At 71.5% G+C, this 16,049-nt stretch carries 16 protein-coding genes; 9 read left to right on the top strand and 7 right to left on the bottom strand.

What is annotated here, in order from left to right; genetic code table 11:
• Positions 1-15: 15 nt before the first annotated feature.
• From sppA to U5911_RS01080, 5 genes are all read left to right on the top strand, one after another.
• Positions 16-1,011, top strand: coding sequence for a signal peptide peptidase SppA (sppA, locus tag U5911_RS01100; RefSeq protein WP_336034547.1), 996 nt, complete (start codon positions 16-18; stop codon positions 1,009-1,011).
• 48 nt (positions 1,012-1,059) lie between these two features.
• Positions 1,060-2,211 (top strand): DUF373 family protein, encoded by a 1,152-nt coding sequence (locus U5911_RS01095; RefSeq protein WP_336034545.1) that lies wholly within the window; start codon positions 1,060-1,062, stop codon positions 2,209-2,211.
• A 39-nt stretch (positions 2,212-2,250) separates the two neighbouring features.
• Entirely contained in the window at positions 2,251-2,973 is a 723-nt protein-coding gene (locus tag U5911_RS01090) for a diphthine--ammonia ligase (RefSeq protein WP_336034544.1), read from the top strand.
• 82 nt (positions 2,974-3,055) lie between these two features.
• Positions 3,056-4,492 carry an APC family permease gene (locus U5911_RS01085; RefSeq protein WP_336034542.1) on the top strand — a complete coding sequence of 479 codons (1,437 nt, stop codon included), beginning with the start codon at positions 3,056-3,058 and terminating at the stop codon, positions 4,490-4,492.
• Positions 4,493-5,245: a universal stress protein gene (locus tag U5911_RS01080; protein ID WP_336034540.1), complete on the top strand. Its 753-nt coding sequence runs from the start codon at positions 4,493-4,495 to the stop codon at positions 5,243-5,245.
• A gap of 28 nt (positions 5,246-5,273) precedes the next feature.
• Here the strand turns inward: U5911_RS01080 and U5911_RS01075 are convergent, their stop codons facing one another.
• The 3 genes from U5911_RS01075 to U5911_RS01065 form a co-directional block, all read right to left on the bottom strand.
• Positions 5,274-6,230: an acetamidase/formamidase family protein gene (locus tag U5911_RS01075; protein WP_336034539.1), complete on the bottom strand. Its 957-nt coding sequence runs from the start codon at positions 6,228-6,230 to the stop codon at positions 5,274-5,276.
• A gap of 180 nt (positions 6,231-6,410) precedes the next feature.
• Positions 6,411-7,649 carry a mandelate racemase/muconate lactonizing enzyme family protein gene (locus U5911_RS01070; RefSeq protein ID WP_336034538.1) on the bottom strand — a complete coding sequence of 413 codons (1,239 nt, stop codon included), beginning with the start codon at positions 7,647-7,649 and terminating at the stop codon, positions 6,411-6,413.
• Positions 7,650-7,659: 10 nt separating this feature from the next.
• Positions 7,660-8,601 (bottom strand): dihydrodipicolinate synthase family protein, encoded by a 942-nt coding sequence (locus tag U5911_RS01065; RefSeq protein ID WP_418771483.1) that lies wholly within the window; start codon positions 8,599-8,601, stop codon positions 7,660-7,662.
• Positions 8,602-8,703: 102 nt separating this feature from the next.
• Here U5911_RS01065 and U5911_RS01060 point away from each other — a divergent pair, with 102 nt between their 5' ends.
• The gene (locus tag U5911_RS01060) at positions 8,704-8,973 is read left to right on the top strand and encodes a MoaD/ThiS family protein (protein WP_336034534.1); all 270 of its coding nucleotides are present in this window, start codon (positions 8,704-8,706) and stop codon (positions 8,971-8,973) included.
• 27 nt (positions 8,974-9,000) lie between these two features.
• On the opposite strand, the gene U5911_RS01055 is transcribed toward U5911_RS01060, so the two are convergent.
• Positions 9,001-10,236, bottom strand: coding sequence for an HAD family hydrolase (locus tag U5911_RS01055; protein WP_336034532.1), 1,236 nt, complete (start codon positions 10,234-10,236; stop codon positions 9,001-9,003).
• Positions 10,237-10,382: 146 nt separating this feature from the next.
• Here U5911_RS01055 and U5911_RS01050 point away from each other — a divergent pair, with 146 nt between their 5' ends.
• From U5911_RS01050 to U5911_RS01040, 3 genes are all read left to right on the top strand, one after another.
• Positions 10,383-11,453 (top strand): glucose 1-dehydrogenase, encoded by a 1,071-nt coding sequence (locus tag U5911_RS01050; protein ID WP_336034531.1) that lies wholly within the window; start codon positions 10,383-10,385, stop codon positions 11,451-11,453.
• Positions 11,450-12,082 carry a transcriptional regulator GfcR gene (gene gfcR / locus U5911_RS01045; RefSeq protein WP_336034529.1) on the top strand — a complete coding sequence of 211 codons (633 nt, stop codon included), beginning with the start codon at positions 11,450-11,452 and terminating at the stop codon, positions 12,080-12,082. Before U5911_RS01050 ends, gfcR begins: the two co-directional genes overlap by 4 nt.
• A gap of 144 nt (positions 12,083-12,226) precedes the next feature.
• Positions 12,227-12,640, top strand: coding sequence for a glutaredoxin family protein (locus U5911_RS01040; protein ID WP_336034527.1), 414 nt, complete (start codon positions 12,227-12,229; stop codon positions 12,638-12,640).
• A 172-nt stretch (positions 12,641-12,812) separates the two neighbouring features.
• Here the strand turns inward: U5911_RS01040 and phoU are convergent, their stop codons facing one another.
• From phoU to pstA, 3 genes are read right to left on the bottom strand one after another with little or no spacing between them, the layout of a single operon-like run.
• Entirely contained in the window at positions 12,813-13,493 is a 681-nt protein-coding gene (phoU, locus tag U5911_RS01035; RefSeq protein ID WP_336034525.1) for a phosphate signaling complex protein PhoU, read from the bottom strand.
• A 5-nt stretch (positions 13,494-13,498) separates the two neighbouring features.
• Positions 13,499-14,380: a phosphate ABC transporter ATP-binding protein PstB gene (pstB, locus tag U5911_RS01030; protein WP_336034523.1), complete on the bottom strand. Its 882-nt coding sequence runs from the start codon at positions 14,378-14,380 to the stop codon at positions 13,499-13,501.
• 6 nt (positions 14,381-14,386) lie between these two features.
• A complete protein-coding gene (pstA, locus tag U5911_RS01025; RefSeq protein ID WP_336034522.1) occupies positions 14,387-16,048 on the bottom strand; it encodes a phosphate ABC transporter permease PstA in 1,662 nt (553 codons plus the stop codon).
• Between the last annotated feature and the right edge of the window lies 1 nt (position 16,049).

Below are 16,049 nucleotides of genomic sequence, written 5' to 3'. Positions count from 1 at the left end.
GCCGTCGCGTGTGGTATGGACTCGACTGGCAAACGGGTCGGCCGACGACTCGTCGTGGCGGTCGGCGCCGTCGCCGGGACGGCGGTCGGCTGGCTGCTGTTCGTGCGCGTGCCCGACGACCGGACGGTCCTCGGCGTCCTGCTGACAGTCGCCGCGGCCGCGCTCGCGGTCAAGGTCGCTTCGAGCGTCGCGTCGTCCGCGTTCGGCGCGTACGACACCGCGGCGGTCCGCGTGACCGGACCGATCGCGCGCGACGGCGGCCGGTCGATCCCCGCGAACCCCCAGCAGGTGCCCGCCGGCGCGGTCGTCGACCAGATCGAGCGCGCGGACGCCGACGCGAACGTGGCGGCGCTCGTGGTGCGGCTGAACACGCCCGGCGGCGAGGTGGTGCCCAGCGACGACATCCGGCGCGCGGCCGCCGACTTCGACGGGCCGACGGTGGCGTACGCGACGGACGTCTGCGCGAGCGGCGGCTACTGGATCGCCAGCGCCTGCGACCGCGTGGTCGCCCGCGAGAACAGCCTCGTCGGCTCCGTCGGCGTCAGGGGGTCGCGGCTGAACGCCGCGGACCTCGCGGCGAAACTCGGCGTCGACTACGAGCGCCTCGTCGCCGGCGAGTACAAGGACGCTGGCACGCCGCTGCGGGACCTCGACGAGGACGAGCGCCGCTACCTCCAGGGCATCGTCGACGACCTCTACGACTCGTTCGTCGCGACGGTCGCCGACGGCCGCGACCTCTCCGAGGACGCGGTCCGCGACACCGAGGCCCGCGTGTTCGTGGGCGCGGACGCGGTCGAGCGCGGCCTCGTCGACGAGGTCGGGACGCGCGAGGACGTCGAGGCGTACCTCGCGGACGAGCTCGGCCACGACGTCGAGGTGCGGGCGTTCGAGCCGCCGGTCGGGCTCCGGGTGCGGTTGCGCCGCACGGCGCTCGGGGCGGCGTACGCGCTCGGCGCGGGCGTCGCGTCCGCGTTCGGGGACGGCGACGGGACGGCCGTCCAGTTCCGGTGACCCCGGCGCGGGGTTTTTATCCCGGCGGCGTGACCGTCGAGACGAGAGATGCGTACGCTGGTCGTCTGCGTCGACCGGACGGGCGACGTCCCCCGCAAGACCGGCCTCCAGACGCCGGTCGCGGGCTGGGAGGCGGTGCAGTCGCTGGTCACGGAGATGGGGGTCGCGGACCCGGAGGACTCCGCGGTGAACTGCCTGCTGGAGGCGCTCCGCGTCACCCGAGACCTCCGCGACGAGGACGACGACGCGGTCGTCGCCGCCGTCTCCGGGAGCGGCGACAGCGTGACCGCCGACCGGTCGCTCGCCGGACAGCTGGACGACCTCATCGAGCGGTACGAACCGGACTCGGCGGTCGTGGTCATCGACAGCGCGGAGGACGAACGCGTCGTCCCCATCGTGGAGAGCCGCATCCAGGTGGACGCCGTCGACCGCGTGGTCGTCCGGCAGGCCCGCGACCTGGAGTCGACGTACTACCTCCTGAAGCAGTTCCTCGCCGACGAGGAGCTCCGCCAGACCGTCCTCGTGCCCCTCGGCATCATCCTGCTGGTGTTCCCGGCGCTGATGACCGTGACGGGGAGTCTCGCGGTGGCCGCCGCCTCCATCACCGCGGTGCTCGGCCTGTTCCTCCTCTACAAGGGCCTGAGCGTCGACGACTACCTCGCGGAGCTCCCCTCGCAGGCCCGGGACGCCCTCTACTCGGGACGGGTCTCCATCGTGACGTACGTCGTCGCCGCCGGCCTCGCGCTCGTCGGCGTGTTCGCCGGCGCGCTCGCCGTCTCCGAGCAGCCGCCCGAGGCGGCGCCGCTGCTCACGGCGATGGCGTTCACGTACTACAGCGTGCCGTGGGTGACGCTGGGCGCGCTCGCGGCCAGCGCCGGCCGGCTGTTCGACGAGTTCATCCGCAGCGAGGCGGTGCGGACGTCGTACCTGAACCTCCCGTTCGGCGTGCTCGCGGTCGGCCTCGTCGTCCGGGGGTTCTCGGCGTACTTCCTGGAGCGCGCCGCGCTCCTCGACGCCGTCACGGTCCCGGCGACGTCCGTGGGCGCCGTCTCCATCAGGGGGTTCGCACTCACGCCCGAACAGCGCCTCGCGGTGTTCGTGGTGCTCGGCGTGCTCGTCAGCGTCGTCGGCATCCGCGTGGCGACGCACTTCAGCGGCATCGACCTCGAGGACGTCGACGAGGACCTCGTGGAGCCCTGAGATGGAGAGACGTTTCAACGCCGCGGCGCTACCCCCGGTATGACCGACGGCCAGTGGGTGAGCCTGTTCTCCGGCGGGAAGGACTCCTCGTGGGCGCTCTACCGCGCGCTCGAGGACGGACTGGACGTCTCGCGGCTCGTGACGGTCCACCCGACGGGCGACTCCTACATGTACCACGTGCCGGCGACCGACCTCGCCGCGCTCGCCGCGGAGAGCGTCGGCATCCCGCTCGTGGACGTCGAACCCGGCGACTTCGAGGCGTCGGCGGACTCCGCGTCCGGCCCGCAGGGGGACGCCGAACTGGCGCCGCTGGAGGCGGCGCTCGCGGCCCTCGCCGACGACCTCGACGGCGGCCTCGCGGGGGTCACCGCGGGCGCCGTCGAGAGCGAGTACCAGACCTCGCGCATCGAGGCGATGGCCGACCGCCTGGGCTGTGAGGTGTACGCGCCGCTCTGGCAACGCGACCCCCGGAGCCTCGCCGAGGCGATGCTCGAGGCCGGCTTCGAGATCACGCTCGTGCAGGTGGCGGCCTACGGCCTCGACGAGTCCTGGCTCGGCCGCACGCTCGACCGCGACGCGCTCGCGGACCTCGAGGCGCTCAACGACGAGTACGGCGTCCACGTCCTCGGCGAGGGCGGCGAGTTCGAGACCCTCGTGACGGACGGCCCCCACATGGACCGCGCCATCGAACTCGACTACGAGCCGGTCTGGGCCGGCGACCGCGGCCACCTCGAGATCACGGACGCACGGCTCGCGGACTGACGCCGCGTCGCTCCCGCCGGACAGCTCCCGCCGCCGGCTCCCTCGCCGGTAGGTTATTCTGTCTGACAGCCGCCGTTCCGGTATGGGAGCGGCGCGCGACCCGGACGCCGACGCCGCGAACGTCGCCGGCGAGTCGCCGGTGCATGTCGCGTCGCCGACCGACGCCGCCGGCGAGACCACCGTCACCGAGGAGGGCACCGAGCTCGAACGGTCCATCGGTCTCGGCGGCGGCGTCGCCATCGGCGTCGGCACGATGATCGGCGCCGGCATCTTCGTGTTCCCGGGACTCGCGGCGGGTCGCGCCGGCCCCGCGGCGGCCGGCTCGTTCGCCATCGGCGCGGTGGTCGCGCTGCTGGTGGCGCTGCCCGCCTCCGAGCTCGCGACCGCGATGCCGAAGTCCGGCGGCGGCTACTACTTCGTCTCGCGAGCCCTCGGCGCGCTCCCGGGCGCCGTCGTCGGCCTCGGCATCTGGCTGGGGCTCGTGTTCGCGACCGCGTTCTACCTCGTCGGGTTCGGGAACTACGCCGCCGCGCTCCTCGCGGAGGTCGGCGTCCCGGTCGGCGGCGTCCCAGTGGTGGTGCCGCTGGCGCTCGTGTTCGGCGCGTTCCTCACCGTGCTCAACCTCGCCGGCACGGAGAACGCGGCGACACTCCAGAACTACGTCGTCGGGCTGTTGCTCGCCATCCTCGTGTTCTTCCTCGGGTACGGCAGCCTGGACGCGGTGGGCGCGTTCGGCCGGTCGACGGCGCCCGAGGAGTTCATGCCGTTCGGCCCGACGCCGGTGCTCACCACCGCCGCGCTCGTGTTCACCTCGTACCTCGGGTTCGCGCAGGTCGCCACCGTCGCCGGCGACATCGAAGACCCCGGTCGGAACCTCCCGCTGGCGATGGTCGGGTCGGTGCTCGTCGTCGCCGTGCTGTACGTGGGCACCATCTTCGTCGCGACGAGCGCGTTCGGCAGCGAGGCGCTCTCGCGGTTCGGGGAGACCGCCATCGTCGAGGTCGCGCGGGCGCTCTTCGGCGACGCGGGCGCGCTCGCGGTCCTGGTCGCGGGGTTGCTCGCCACCGTCTCCAGCGCGAACGCCTCCATCCTCTCGACGTCCCGCGCGGTGTTCGCGGTCAGCAAGGACGCGTTGCTGCCGCGGTACGCCAGCCGCCTGAACCTCGCGTACGGGACGCCACACGTCGCGCTCGCGATGGCCGGCGGTCCCGTCCTCGTCCTGGTCGCGCTCGGCGAAGTCGAGGTGCTCGCGGAGGTGGCGTCGTTCCTCCACCTCGTGATGTACGGCCTGACGTGCGTCGCACTCCTCGCGATGCGGCGCGACGAACCCGAGTGGTACGACCCCGACTTCCGCGTGCCGGCCCACCGGCTGGTCGCCGGCGTCGGCGCGGTCGCGAGCTTCGCGCTCGTCGCGTTCATGCAGCCGCTCTCGCGGTACGTCGGCGTCGCCGTGATGCTCGCGGCCGCCGGGTGGTACAAGTACTACGCCGACGACGTCCGGCTCAAGGGGGTGCTGTAGATGACCGACGACCGCGGCGCCGGGGACTCGACGGCCGTCCGCGAGCCGCCGCGCGTGCTCGTCCCGGTGGCAGTGCTGGAGGGCGAGTCCGTCTCCGAGTCGCTGGCGGCGTTCCTCGCGCCCGCCGAGGTGGTGGTCCTGGGCTACCACGTCGTGCCCGAGCAGACGCCGACCGAGCAGGCGAGCATGCAGTTCGAGGAGCGTGCGCGGGCCGCCGTCGGGGACGTCGCGGCGGCGTTCCGCGCGGCCGGCCGGGACGTCGAGACCCGCGTGGCGTTCACGCACGACCGCGAACAGACCGTCGAGCGCGTCGCCGACGAGGTGGGCGCGACGGCGATTCTCCTCCCGAACCCGGTCGGCGTCGTCGAGAACGTGGTGGTGCCGCTGCGCGGCGCCGCGGACGCCGACCGCATCGCGGACCTCGTCGCCACGCTGCTCGCCGACGACGGCACCGCGGTGACCGTCTGGGGCATCGAGAAGTCCGGCAGCGGCTTCGACGCCGACGCCGCGGTCGCGGGCGTGCGCGACCGACTCGCGGGCCGCGGTCTCCCCCGCGACCGCGTGCGCTCCGAGACGAGCGTCACCGACACGCCGGTCGTCGACATCGTCGGCCGGTCCAGCGAGTTCGACGTCGTGGTGATGGGCGAGGGCGGCGAGTCGCTTTTCACCCTCCTGTTCGGGGACGCCAGCGAGCGCGTCGCGGAGGGCGCCGTGTCGCCGGTGCTGGTCGTCCGCGACCGGGCCGGCGAGTGACCCCGGGTTGTGGCCGCCGTCTCGCCGACTACGGGAAGACGCTCTCCGGCAGGTAGGCGGTCACGGTCCAGTTCGGCGCGTCGACGACCTCGCTGACTTTGAGGTCGACGGCGGTCGAACAGAGGATGTACGCCTCGCCGCGCGTCAGGCCGCGCTCGTCGTGGAGGTGGTCGATCATGTGCCGGACGGCCTCCTTCGTGGCGTCCATGAGGTCGGGCGCGATGCCCGTGGTGCCGTACATCGGTTCGTCCGCGCCCGTCGGCGTGTAGGGGTGGTCGGACTCGAACTCGGGTTGCTCGATGGCCTTGTCCTCGCGGACGTCGAAGCGCGCGGTGACGAACATCGGCGCCTCGATGCCCGTGACGCAGACCTCGCCGTCGCCCTGCGCGAGGTGGCAGTCGCCCGTGGAGAACAGCGCTCCCTCGCACTCCACGGGCAGGTAGACGGTCGCGCCCGCCGTGAGGTGCTTGACGTCCATGTTCCCGCCGACGTCCCGCGGCGGCAGGGTGTCGTGCTCGCCGTCCTCGGCGGGCGCGACGCCGATCGTCCCCGGGAACGGGTCGACCGGCACCTCGATGCCGTCCACGAACTCCGCGACGCCGTCCGCGACGTTCCACGCGTGGTAGCCCGGGTCCTCGAAGTCCTCGGGCAGCAGCCCCAGCCCCATCTCGCCCGGCATGAACCCGGTGTACCCCCAGCCCTTGTGCTCGAAGCCCAGCAACTCGACCTCGAGGACGTCGCCCGGTTCGGCGCCCTCGACGTACACGGGCCCGGTCAGCGGGTGGACGGGGTCGAAGCTGACGTTCCCGAAGTCCTCGGCCGTGGAGTCCATGTCCACCTGGCCGTCGACGGCGTCCCGGCACTCGAAGCGCACGACGTCGCCCGGTTCGACCGTCAGCACGGGCTCGAGTGAGTTGTCCCACGCGTGGTGGACGTTCGCGTCGTCGTCGCTCAGCTCGTAGTCCGGACTGACGTCTGGTGACATACACCGAACAGTACCACGACTGCCACCATAAAACTGGAGGCGGCTGTGGGGGCCGTCGCCGCGTCGCTGCGCTGGCACTCCCTCGCGAGAATGAGCTGCGCTGCGCTGGCACTCCCTCGCCAAACGGGCCCGCTGGCTTCGTCGGACGCCGCGTCGCCGCGCGCCGCGTGCACGGCCCGGCTACGCCGGGTCGAAGAGGGTTTCGCCGTCGACCATGTGCGCCTCGACGGCGTCCATGTCCAGGGTCACGCCGAGGCCGGGCTCCTCCGGGATCCGGATGTAGCCGTCCTCGATGACGTCCTCCTCGACGAGATCCGACCACCAGCCGAGCTCGTAGGAGTGGTACTCGACGGCGAGGCTGTTCGGGATGGCGGCGCCGACGTGGGCGCTCGCCATCGTCGCCACCGGGCTGGAGACGTTGTGCATCGCGACCGGCACGTAGTACTGGTTCGCGACGTCCGCGACCTTCCGGGTCTCCCGCATCCCGCCGACCTTCGGGAGGTCCGGCGCGACGATGTCGACGGCCTGGTTCTCGATCAAGCGGCGCTCCTCGGTGACGCGGTAGCGGTTCTCCCCGACCGCGATGGGCGTGGTCGTGGACTTCGTGACCTCCTCCTGGACCTCGAGGTTCTCCGGCGGCACGGGGTCCTCCAGCCACCAGACGTCGTAGTCCTCGATTGCGCTCGCGAGGCGCTTCGCCGACCCGCCCGAGAACGTCCAGTGGCAGTCGAAGGCGACGTCGGCGTCGTCGCTCACGCGCTCGGTGACCGCTTCGACGATCTCGGCCTTGTGCCGGATCTCGCCCGGGCGGAGGTGGCGGTTCGCGCGGTCCTTCTCCAGGCCGCTCGGCACGTCGAGGTCGAACTTCAGTGCGTCGTAGCCGAGCTCGTGGACGACGCGTTCGGCCTCGTCGGCGCACGCCTGGGGGTCGGCCTCCGCCTCGGTGTGGCAGTCGCAGTACACCCTCACTTCGTCGCGGTACTTCCCGCCGAGCAGCTGGTAGGCCGGCACCCCGAGCACCTTCCCGGCGAGGTCGTGGAGCGCGATTTCGATGCCGGAGATGGCGGTGACGGTGACGCCCTCGACGGACCCCTCGCCGCTCATCTTCTGGACGAGGTGCTCGAAGAGGCGGTCGACGTCGAGGGGGTTCTCCCCGACGACGAACGGCTTCATGCGCTCGATTAGTTCGGGGACGCCGGCGCCCCAGTAGGCCTCGCCGGTGCCGACGACGCCGGCGTCGGTGTAGACGCGCACGAGCGTCCACGGGAAGTTCCCGTCGACCATCGTCGTCTGGACGTCCGTGATCTCGAGGTCCCGGGGCGCCGGGCGCGCGCCGTCCGCGCCCATCGTCTCCGCGGACAGCTCCCGCATCGTGTACTCCGCGTTCGGGTCGTGGAGGTCGCTGTAGTCCGTGCCCATGACTCGTCGTTTACTCGTCGGAGTGTAAATCTGTGGCTTCGACGACGCCGAGGGCCTCGAGGTCGTCCGCGAGGGCCTCGCGCTGGTCGCCGTCCATCAGGCGGAGCGGCGACCGCAGCGGCCCCGCGTCGAAGCCGCGCAGGCCGAGCGCGGTCTTCACGCCAGCCATGTACGGCCCGCGCTTGAGCGCGGTGCGGACGTCGTAGACGACGCTCTGGAGCCGGCGGGCGCGCTCGCGGTCGCCCTCGTCGTAGGCCTCGTAGAGGTCCACGACGAGCTCCGGGAAGGCGTTCGCGACGGCCGACACCACGCCCGAACACCCGAGGTCGAGACCGGGCGCGAGCAGGGAGTCCGACCCCGCGAGGAACGTCAGCTCGGGGTGGGCGTCGACGGCCTGCCCGAGCCACGGCACGTCCTTCGAGGAGTCCTTCAGGCCGGCCACGTTCTCGATGGCCGCGATCTCCGAGAGCGCGTCCAGCGAGAGCTCGTTGCCGGTCTTCGAGGGGATGTGGTAGACGTACACCGGCAGGTCGACGGCGGCGGCGACGCGCTCGTAGTGCGCGACGGCGCCCTCGCGGTCCAGCGGGTAGTAGAACGGCGTCACGACGACGACGCCGTCCGCACCGGTGGACTCGGCGTGTTCGGCGTGCGCGACGGTCTCGCGCGTCGACGGGGCGCCGACGCCCGCGATGACGGGCACCTCGCCGCCGACCTCGTCGACGACGGCCTCGACGGCCTCCCGGCGTTCGGCGCCGGTCAGCAGCGGGAACTCGCCGTTCGTCCCGAGCGGGAAGACGCCGTGGACGCCGCGGTCGACGACGAACCGCGCGTGCTCGGCTGTGGTCGCCGCGTCCAGGGTCTCGTCGTCGCGGAACGCGGTGACGGTCGGCGGTACGACGCCGTGGAGGCCCAGCGGGTCGTCCTCGCCGGGCGGTGGCGCGTGCGTGGTCACGTCCGTCGGGTCGCCCGCCGCGAGCATAAGCCCACGGATCGAGGCAGACAGTTTTCCGGATATGAGTAAACTTTTTGCACCAGCGGCGAGATACGCTGTCACATGGACGTCGACGTGAAGCTCACCGGAACGCTCGCGGCCCGCACGGGCACCCACAGCGCCCGCGTCGGCGTGGCCGACGACGCCACCGTCGCGGACGTCATCGACGCGCTCGCCGCCGAGTTCGGCCCGCAGGTCCGCGCGGGCGTCCTCGAGGGGTCCCGCCTCCGCACGGACACCGTCGTCGTCCGGGAGTCGCCGGACGGCGAAGCGCTCACCGCGGGCAGCCGGGTCTGCGACGGCGACACCGTCCGCTTCGCGCTCGTGAACTGACCGCAGGACCGGGGTCTTTCTCCGCCGCTACTCGCCGGCGAGCCTGTTCAGCGCCCACGCCGTCCGCAGCACCTCGTCGGCGGCGCCCTCGTCGAATACGAGGTCGTCCGTCTCGCGGACGTGGTCGAGCACGCGACCGGACGCGTGGTCGGGCGCCGCGGCGATGCCCGCGCCCTCCTCGGCCACCCACTCCATGACGCGCAGGTCGCTCTTCGAGTCGCCCATCACGAGCGCGAACGGGTCGTCGACGCCGAGCACGTCGAAGGCCGCCTGCACGCCCACGACCTTGTTCAGCTCCCGTGACGCGATCTCGGCCGCGTCCGCCTCGTAGTACGCGACGTCGACGCGCTCGAGCAGGTCGACCACGTCGTCGGGCGCGTTCGCCGCCGGGTCGGCATCGTCGAAGCCACCGGGGAGCGCGTCGGCGGCGTCGAGTACCGCCGCGATCTCGGGGTCGGCGGCCGCGTAGTAGCCGCGGACGTGGTCGGCCGTCGCGCCGTCGACGCAGTCCGCGAGCAACTCCAGCTCGTACCGGAGCGCGTCGTCGATGAGCCCGCGGGCCTCCTCGCTGCCCGTCTCGAAGTTCGGCTTGAGGGTGACGTTGAACTCGTTGCCCTGGAGGTGACAGCCCTGGCGGATGCGCTCGGGCGCGTCCGAGAGGATGCGCGCGCGGACGTCGCCGAAGACGCCCCTGACGTCCCCGCCGAGGTCCTCGTAGAGGAGCTGCTTCGTGTCCGGGCCGTGGCCCGGCGTGAACACGCCCGTGCCGGCCTCGTAGACGACGGAGACGTCCCCGGAGTGGACGAGCTCGTTCCCGAGCCCCTGGATGAGGAACCCCTTGACGTTCTCGAGGGTCTGACCCGTGCAGATGACGATCGGGGTGCCGTCCTCGTGGAACTCCGTGAGCAGGTGCAGCGTCTCGCGGGGGATCTCGTTGTCCGTGTGGCCCGCCGAGCGCAGCGTCTCGTCGACGTCGAGGACGAGGGCGTTCACCGCGCGCCCGTAGCTCGCGTGCAGGTCGAGCGCGGCGAACGCCTGGTCGCGGGTCGCGCGAGCGGCCAGCTCGGGGTACGCGGTGCCGTCCGGGAACGCCGCCCGGATGTCGTCCTTGCGGTCGAGGAGTTCGTCGCTCGCGGACTCCCAGTACTCCAGGGCGACCCGCGAGTCGACGGGCGGGAAGAGGTCGACGAAGTCCTGGTAGGCCCGCAGGGTGTCGGTGTCGAACTCGTCGTAGAGTGCGTACAGCCGGTCGAACCGCTCCATGGTGGGTACTGTGACGGCAGCGGTTTAGTGAGTTCGGGTGGGACGCACTCTCGCCGCGCGGCCGCGGCGACGCGCCCGGCCGGCGCGACCGGACAGTAACTCGAGATAGAATAAATCTTTTTCCAGTGCGGCCGCGATGGGGACGCATGGACGCAATCGCCGTGACGCGCGACGACCGGACGCCGCGCGTCGTCGACCTGCCGCGCCCCGAACCCGGGCCCGGCGAGGCGCTCGTGCGCACGCTCCGCGTCGGCGTCGACGGAACCGACCACGAAGTCATCGCCGGCAGCCACGGGGGCTTCCCCGACGGCGACGACCACCTCGTCCTCGGCCACGAGGCCGTCGGCGTCGTCGCGGACGCCAACGGCACCGACCTCGACGAGGGCGACGTCGTCGTCCCGACCGTCCGCCGCCGCCCGGACGGCGACAACGAGTACTTCGAGCGCGGCGAGCCAGACATGGCGCCGCCCGGCCGGTACGCCGAACGCGGCATCGAGGGCGCCCACGGGTTCATGGCCGAGTACTTCACCAGCCCGGCGGAGTTCCTCGTCGAGATCCCCCCCGAGCTCGCCGACCTCGGCTTCCTCGTCGAGCCCGCCAGCATCACCGAGAAGGCCCTCGAACTCGCGTTCGCCGCGCGGTCGTCGTTCGACTGGCGGCCCGAGTCGGCGTTCGTCCTCGGGAACGGCTCGCTCGGCCTGCTCACGCTCGCGATGCTGGACGCCCGCGACGGCTTCGACCGGCTGTACTGCCTCGGCCGCCGCAGCCGCCCCGACCCCACCATCGACGTCGTCGAGGACCTCGGCGCGACCTACGTCGACTCCCGGGAGACGGCCGTCCCGGACGCGCCGGCCGTCCACGAGCCGATGGACTTCGTCTACGAGGCGACCGGTCACGCCCCCCACGCCTTCGAGACCGTCGAGGCGCTCGCGCCGAACGGCGTCGGCGCCCTCCTCGGCGTCCCCGAGGCGGGCTGGACGTTCGACGTGGACGGCAGCGACCTCCACCGCGACCTCGTCCTCGAGAACAAGGCGCTGGTCGGCAGCGTCAACTCCGGCGTCCGCCACTTCGAGGCCGGCGTCGACGCCCTCCGGGAGCTGCCGGACTGGCTGTTCGACGCCCTCGTCACGGGCGTCTACGGCCTCGAGGAGTTCCGGCGAGCGTTCGCCGACGACGAAACGACCATCAAGACGGCGGTCCAATTCGGGGCACAATGAAGAACGTCGACGACCTCATCGACTCCGCGTCGGAGCTCGCCGAGCGCGGGCTCTCCCGGGGCGAGATCGCTGACGAACTGAACGTCTCCCGGGAGACCGCGAGCTGGCTCGTCGAGCGCGCCGGCACCGCCGCACCCGTAGACGACGAACCGACCAGTGGCCCCCAGGACGTCCACGTCGACTGGAGCAACATCGGCGAGGCGGGCGCGCGCCTCGCCGCCGTCGGCGTCGCGCTCGCGGACGCCCTCCGCGACCACAGCCACGACGTCGACCTCATCGTCGGCGTCGAGAAGGCCGGCGTCCCCCTCGCGACCGCCGTCTCCAACGAACTGAAGACGGACCTCGCGACCTACACGCCGCGCAAACACCAGTGGGAGGAAGGCGACATCGACGACCTCGGCGGGAGCTTCAGCCGGAACTTCGCGAGCGTCGAGGGCCGCGAGTGCTTCGTCGTCGACGACACCATCACGTCCGGTACCACGATGACCGAGACCGTCGACGCCGTCCGCGAGAGCGGCGGCACGCCCGTCGCCTGCGGCGTCCTCGTCGACAAACAGGGGCTCTCGGACGTCGGCGACGTCCCCCTCGAGTCCCTCTTCCAGGTCATCCGCGTCGGCAACGACGACTGACGACGCCGCTCACTCCGTCCGTCGTCTCACTGCGTTCGACGACGCCGCTCACGCGTCGCTGCGCTCCGCGCTCGCGGCAACGTGGCCTCGCTTCGCTCGGCCACGCTACCCAAGGCATTTCTCCGTCCTCGCCGTACCGGGCGTATGGCCTTCGACCCGATGGACTCCTCGATGGACCAGGAAGCGGTCGACGACATCGTCGAGACGGCGATCGAGAACAACGACGTCGTCCTCTTCATGAAGGGCGACCGCCGGATGCCCCAGTGCGGGTTCTCCCAGCGCGCGCTCGAACTCGTCGCGACCTACCGGCCGGACGTCCACACCGTCGACGCGCTCCGGAGCCTCGAGGAGTTCCGCGTCGCGCTCGAGGACCACAGCGGCTGGGAGACCATCCCCCAGACGTACGTGAACGGCGAGTTCGTCGGCGGCAGCGACGTGCTCGCGGAACTCGAGGAGCGCGGCGAGCTCGCGGACGAACTGAACGCCGACGACGTCGACGAGGACGCCGTCCCGGACGACGACGGCGGCGCCGACGACCAGATCGAGTCCCCGTTCTGAACCGCCACGGACTCCTGACGACGAGACGCTATCGAAGAGACCGAGTCGGCCAGTCGCATCGGCGCGCCCAGCGCGTCGTTCACCGCTCGCCCCGGCGAGCGGACGTTTCTGGTGGAGGTTGTTCGCCGGAGCGGTGCGCGCGGAGCGCCCAGCCGACGGGAGAAACGGTCCGTCAGTAGATCAGTTCGTCGTCCTTCTCGACCATGTAGAGGGTTCGCGCGGCCATGTTGACGGCGTGGTCGCCGACGCGCTCGAGGTCGCGGATGGTCAACAGGAGCCGGGAGACGTCCTGCATGAGGGCCTCGATCTCGGCCTCGGCGGAGTGCTCGTCGATCTCCGTCTCGATGAGGTCGCGCACGACGGTCTCGCTGGCGACGCGACAGCGGTCGTCGAGGTCGTCGTCGCGGGCGGCGATATCGTAGCAGGCGTCGACGTCCTCGGCGGCGTACGCGTCCATCGCGTCCTCGACCATCTCGATGGTGGTGCGGCCGATGGCCTGGATGTCGACCTCCGGGAACATGTCGCGGTCGGCGTCGAGGGTGTACTCCGCGAGGTTCACGGCGAGGTCGCCGATTCGCTCGAGGTCGGTGATGATCTTGAACGAGGACGCGATGAGCCGGAGGTCGCCGGCGACCGGCTGCTGGAGCGCGAGCAGGTCGATGCAGTCCTCCTCGAGGTCGAGGTAGAGCTGGTTGACCTCGTCGTCGCCCTCGATGACCTCGCGGGCCGTCTCGACGTCCTTCTGTTCCATCGCCTCGAGCGCGAGGCGGAGCCGGTCCGTGACGACCTCGCTCATGTAGAGGACGTCCGCCTGGAGCGCCTCGAGTTTCTCTTGGTAGCTCTCTCGTGCCATAGTTGTTACCCGAACTTGCCGGTAATGTAGTCTTCGACGCGCTCGTGCTCGGGGTTCTCGAAGATCTGCTCGGTGTCCCCGAACTCGACGAGTTCGCCGCCCGTGAGGAAGACCGCGGTCTTGTCCGAGATGCGGGCGGCCTGCTGCATGTTGTGCGTGACGATGACGACCGTGTAGTCCTCGGCGAGCTCCTCGATGAGGTCCTCGACCTGGCTCGTCGCGACCGGGTCGAGCGCGCTCGCGGGCTCGTCCATCAGGATGACGTCCGGGTCGACGGCGATGGCGCGCGCGATGCAGAGCCGCTGTTGCTGGCCGCCGGAGAGGTCCCGTCCGGACTCGTCGAGGCGGTCCTTGACCTCGTCCCAGAGCGCCGCGCGCTTCAGGGAGCGCTCGACGATCTCGTCGTGGTCGCCCTCGACGCCCTGGATCTCGAGGCCGTACGCGACGTTGTCGTAGATGGACTTCGGGAACGGGTTGGGCTCCTGGAACACCATGCCGACGCGGCGCCGCAGCGCCACGGGGTCGACGTCGTCGTCGTAGACGTTCTTCCCGCGGAGTGAGAGTTCGCCCTCCACGCGGCAGGACGGGATGCGGTCGTTCATGCGGTTGACACAGCGCAGGAACGTCGACTTCCCGCAGCCGGACGGCCCGATGATGGCCGTCACGCGGTTCTCGGGGATGTCGATGTCGACGCTCTGCAGGGCCTGTTCGTCCCCGTAGAACACGTCGAGGTCCCGGGACCGGATGAGGGTGTCCGGGTCCGCGGCTGGCGTCCGCGACGGCGAGGTCGCGGCGCCGACGTCCGTCTCGACGAGCATGTCGTCGTTCGTCGGGTCCGCGGTGTCGCCGCGCGCCGGTTCGTCGGTCTCTGTGGTGTTGTCAGACATTGGTGGTTACTCCGTGGACTGGTACTTGTTCCGGAGGACGATGGCGATGGAGTTCATCGCGAGCAGCACGGTCACGAGCACGACGACGCCGGCGGGCACGACCTTGTTGTAGAAGTCCGGGCCGGCGTAGAGGCTCGACCACGCGTACACCTGCAGCGGCATCGCGCTGGCCGCCTCCGAGAAGCCGCCGGGCAGCGAGTACTTCACGTTCGGCGCGCCGATCATGATCAGCGGCGCGGTCTCGCCGATGGCGCGCCCGAGCGCGAGGATCGTCCCGGTGAGGATGCCGGAGAACGACTCCGGCAGCACGACGTTCCGGACGGTCTGCCACCGCGTCGCCCCCATCCCGTACGAGGCCGCGCGCATCTCCTCGGGGACCGACCGGATGGCCTCGCGCGCGGAGATGATGACGATGGGGAGGATGAGCAGGCCGAGGGTCGCGCCGCCGAGCAGCACCGTGCCGGCCGGCTGGCCGAGGTAGGTGACGAACAGCCCGAGGCCGAGCAGCCCGTAGACGACCGACGGGACGCCCGCGAGGTTCGAGATGTTGACGTCGATGACGCGCGTGAAGCGGTTGTCTGGCGCGTACTCCTCGAGGTAGACGGCGGCGCCGACCCCGACCGGGAACGCGAGCACCGCGACCGTGACCATCAGCAGGATGGAGCCGCCGATGGCCGGATAGAAGCCGGCCTCCTCGGCGGTGTTGCTGTGGGCGCCCGTCAGGAACGCCCAGTCGACCCACGACTGCGGCCCGGCGAAGCCGACCACGTCGACGGCGAACGCGCCGAGCAGCGTCCCGGCGACGATCACCGCCGGGAACAGCAGGCCGACCCGTTCCTCGGGCACGTTCACGGCGACGTTCGCGGCGTACACGGCCGGCGGAACGAGGCCGACGGCAGCGACGACGACGGCCGGGACCGGGTCGACGCCGGCGAGCGGTCCGACCACGCCGCCGAGCAGGACCGCCGCGAACGTCGCCGCGCCGGCGAGCACGTGGCTGCGGCGGCCGCGGTCGCGCGCGAGCACGCGGCTCGCGACGACCGCCAGCGGGACGCCGAGCGTCCCCGCCATCATCAGCCACGGCGCGGGCGCGAACGGGAGCCCGGCGACGGCGCCGAACACGCCCGGCACCACCTGCGGGGCGCCGGCCAGCGACCCGAGCGGCCCCGGGACGCCGAACAGCGACAGGTAGAACGCGCCGGCGGTCGCGACGAACTGGACGGTGAACGGCAGCCGGTGGTCGTTCTTCACGACGAGGACCGTCAGCGCGCTCGGGACGGCGAGCGCGACGAGGAACGCCAGCCAGACGAGCGGGCTGACGATGTCCACGAAGATCATCGCCGCGCCGCCGCTGAACAGAAGCGACACGACGAGGGAGCCGATGGCGAGCACGCCCGTCTGGAACGCGAGGCGGTCGCGGCGGTAGACGTACGCTCCGGCGGCGACTGTCGGCACGACGAGCGCCAGGAAGAACGTCAGGTGCCAGCCGGGGTCGGCGGTGAGCGGCCGGATCGCGTCGTTGGCGACGTACACCAGCAGGATGGTGACGAAGACGATGCCGAACAGGGTCGCCGCCAGCAGGAGGTTCCGGAACACGCGGCCGGCCGTGCGGCTGACGCTGCCGAACCCCTCGATGCCGTCGGTGTCGGTGTCTGTCGTTGTCGCCATC

The organism is Halobacterium yunchengense (genome assembly GCF_037031165.1).
Classification (GTDB): domain Archaea; phylum Halobacteriota; class Halobacteria; order Halobacteriales; family Halobacteriaceae; genus Halobacterium; species Halobacterium yunchengense.
This window is presented reverse-complemented; position numbering and strand designations above follow the sequence as displayed.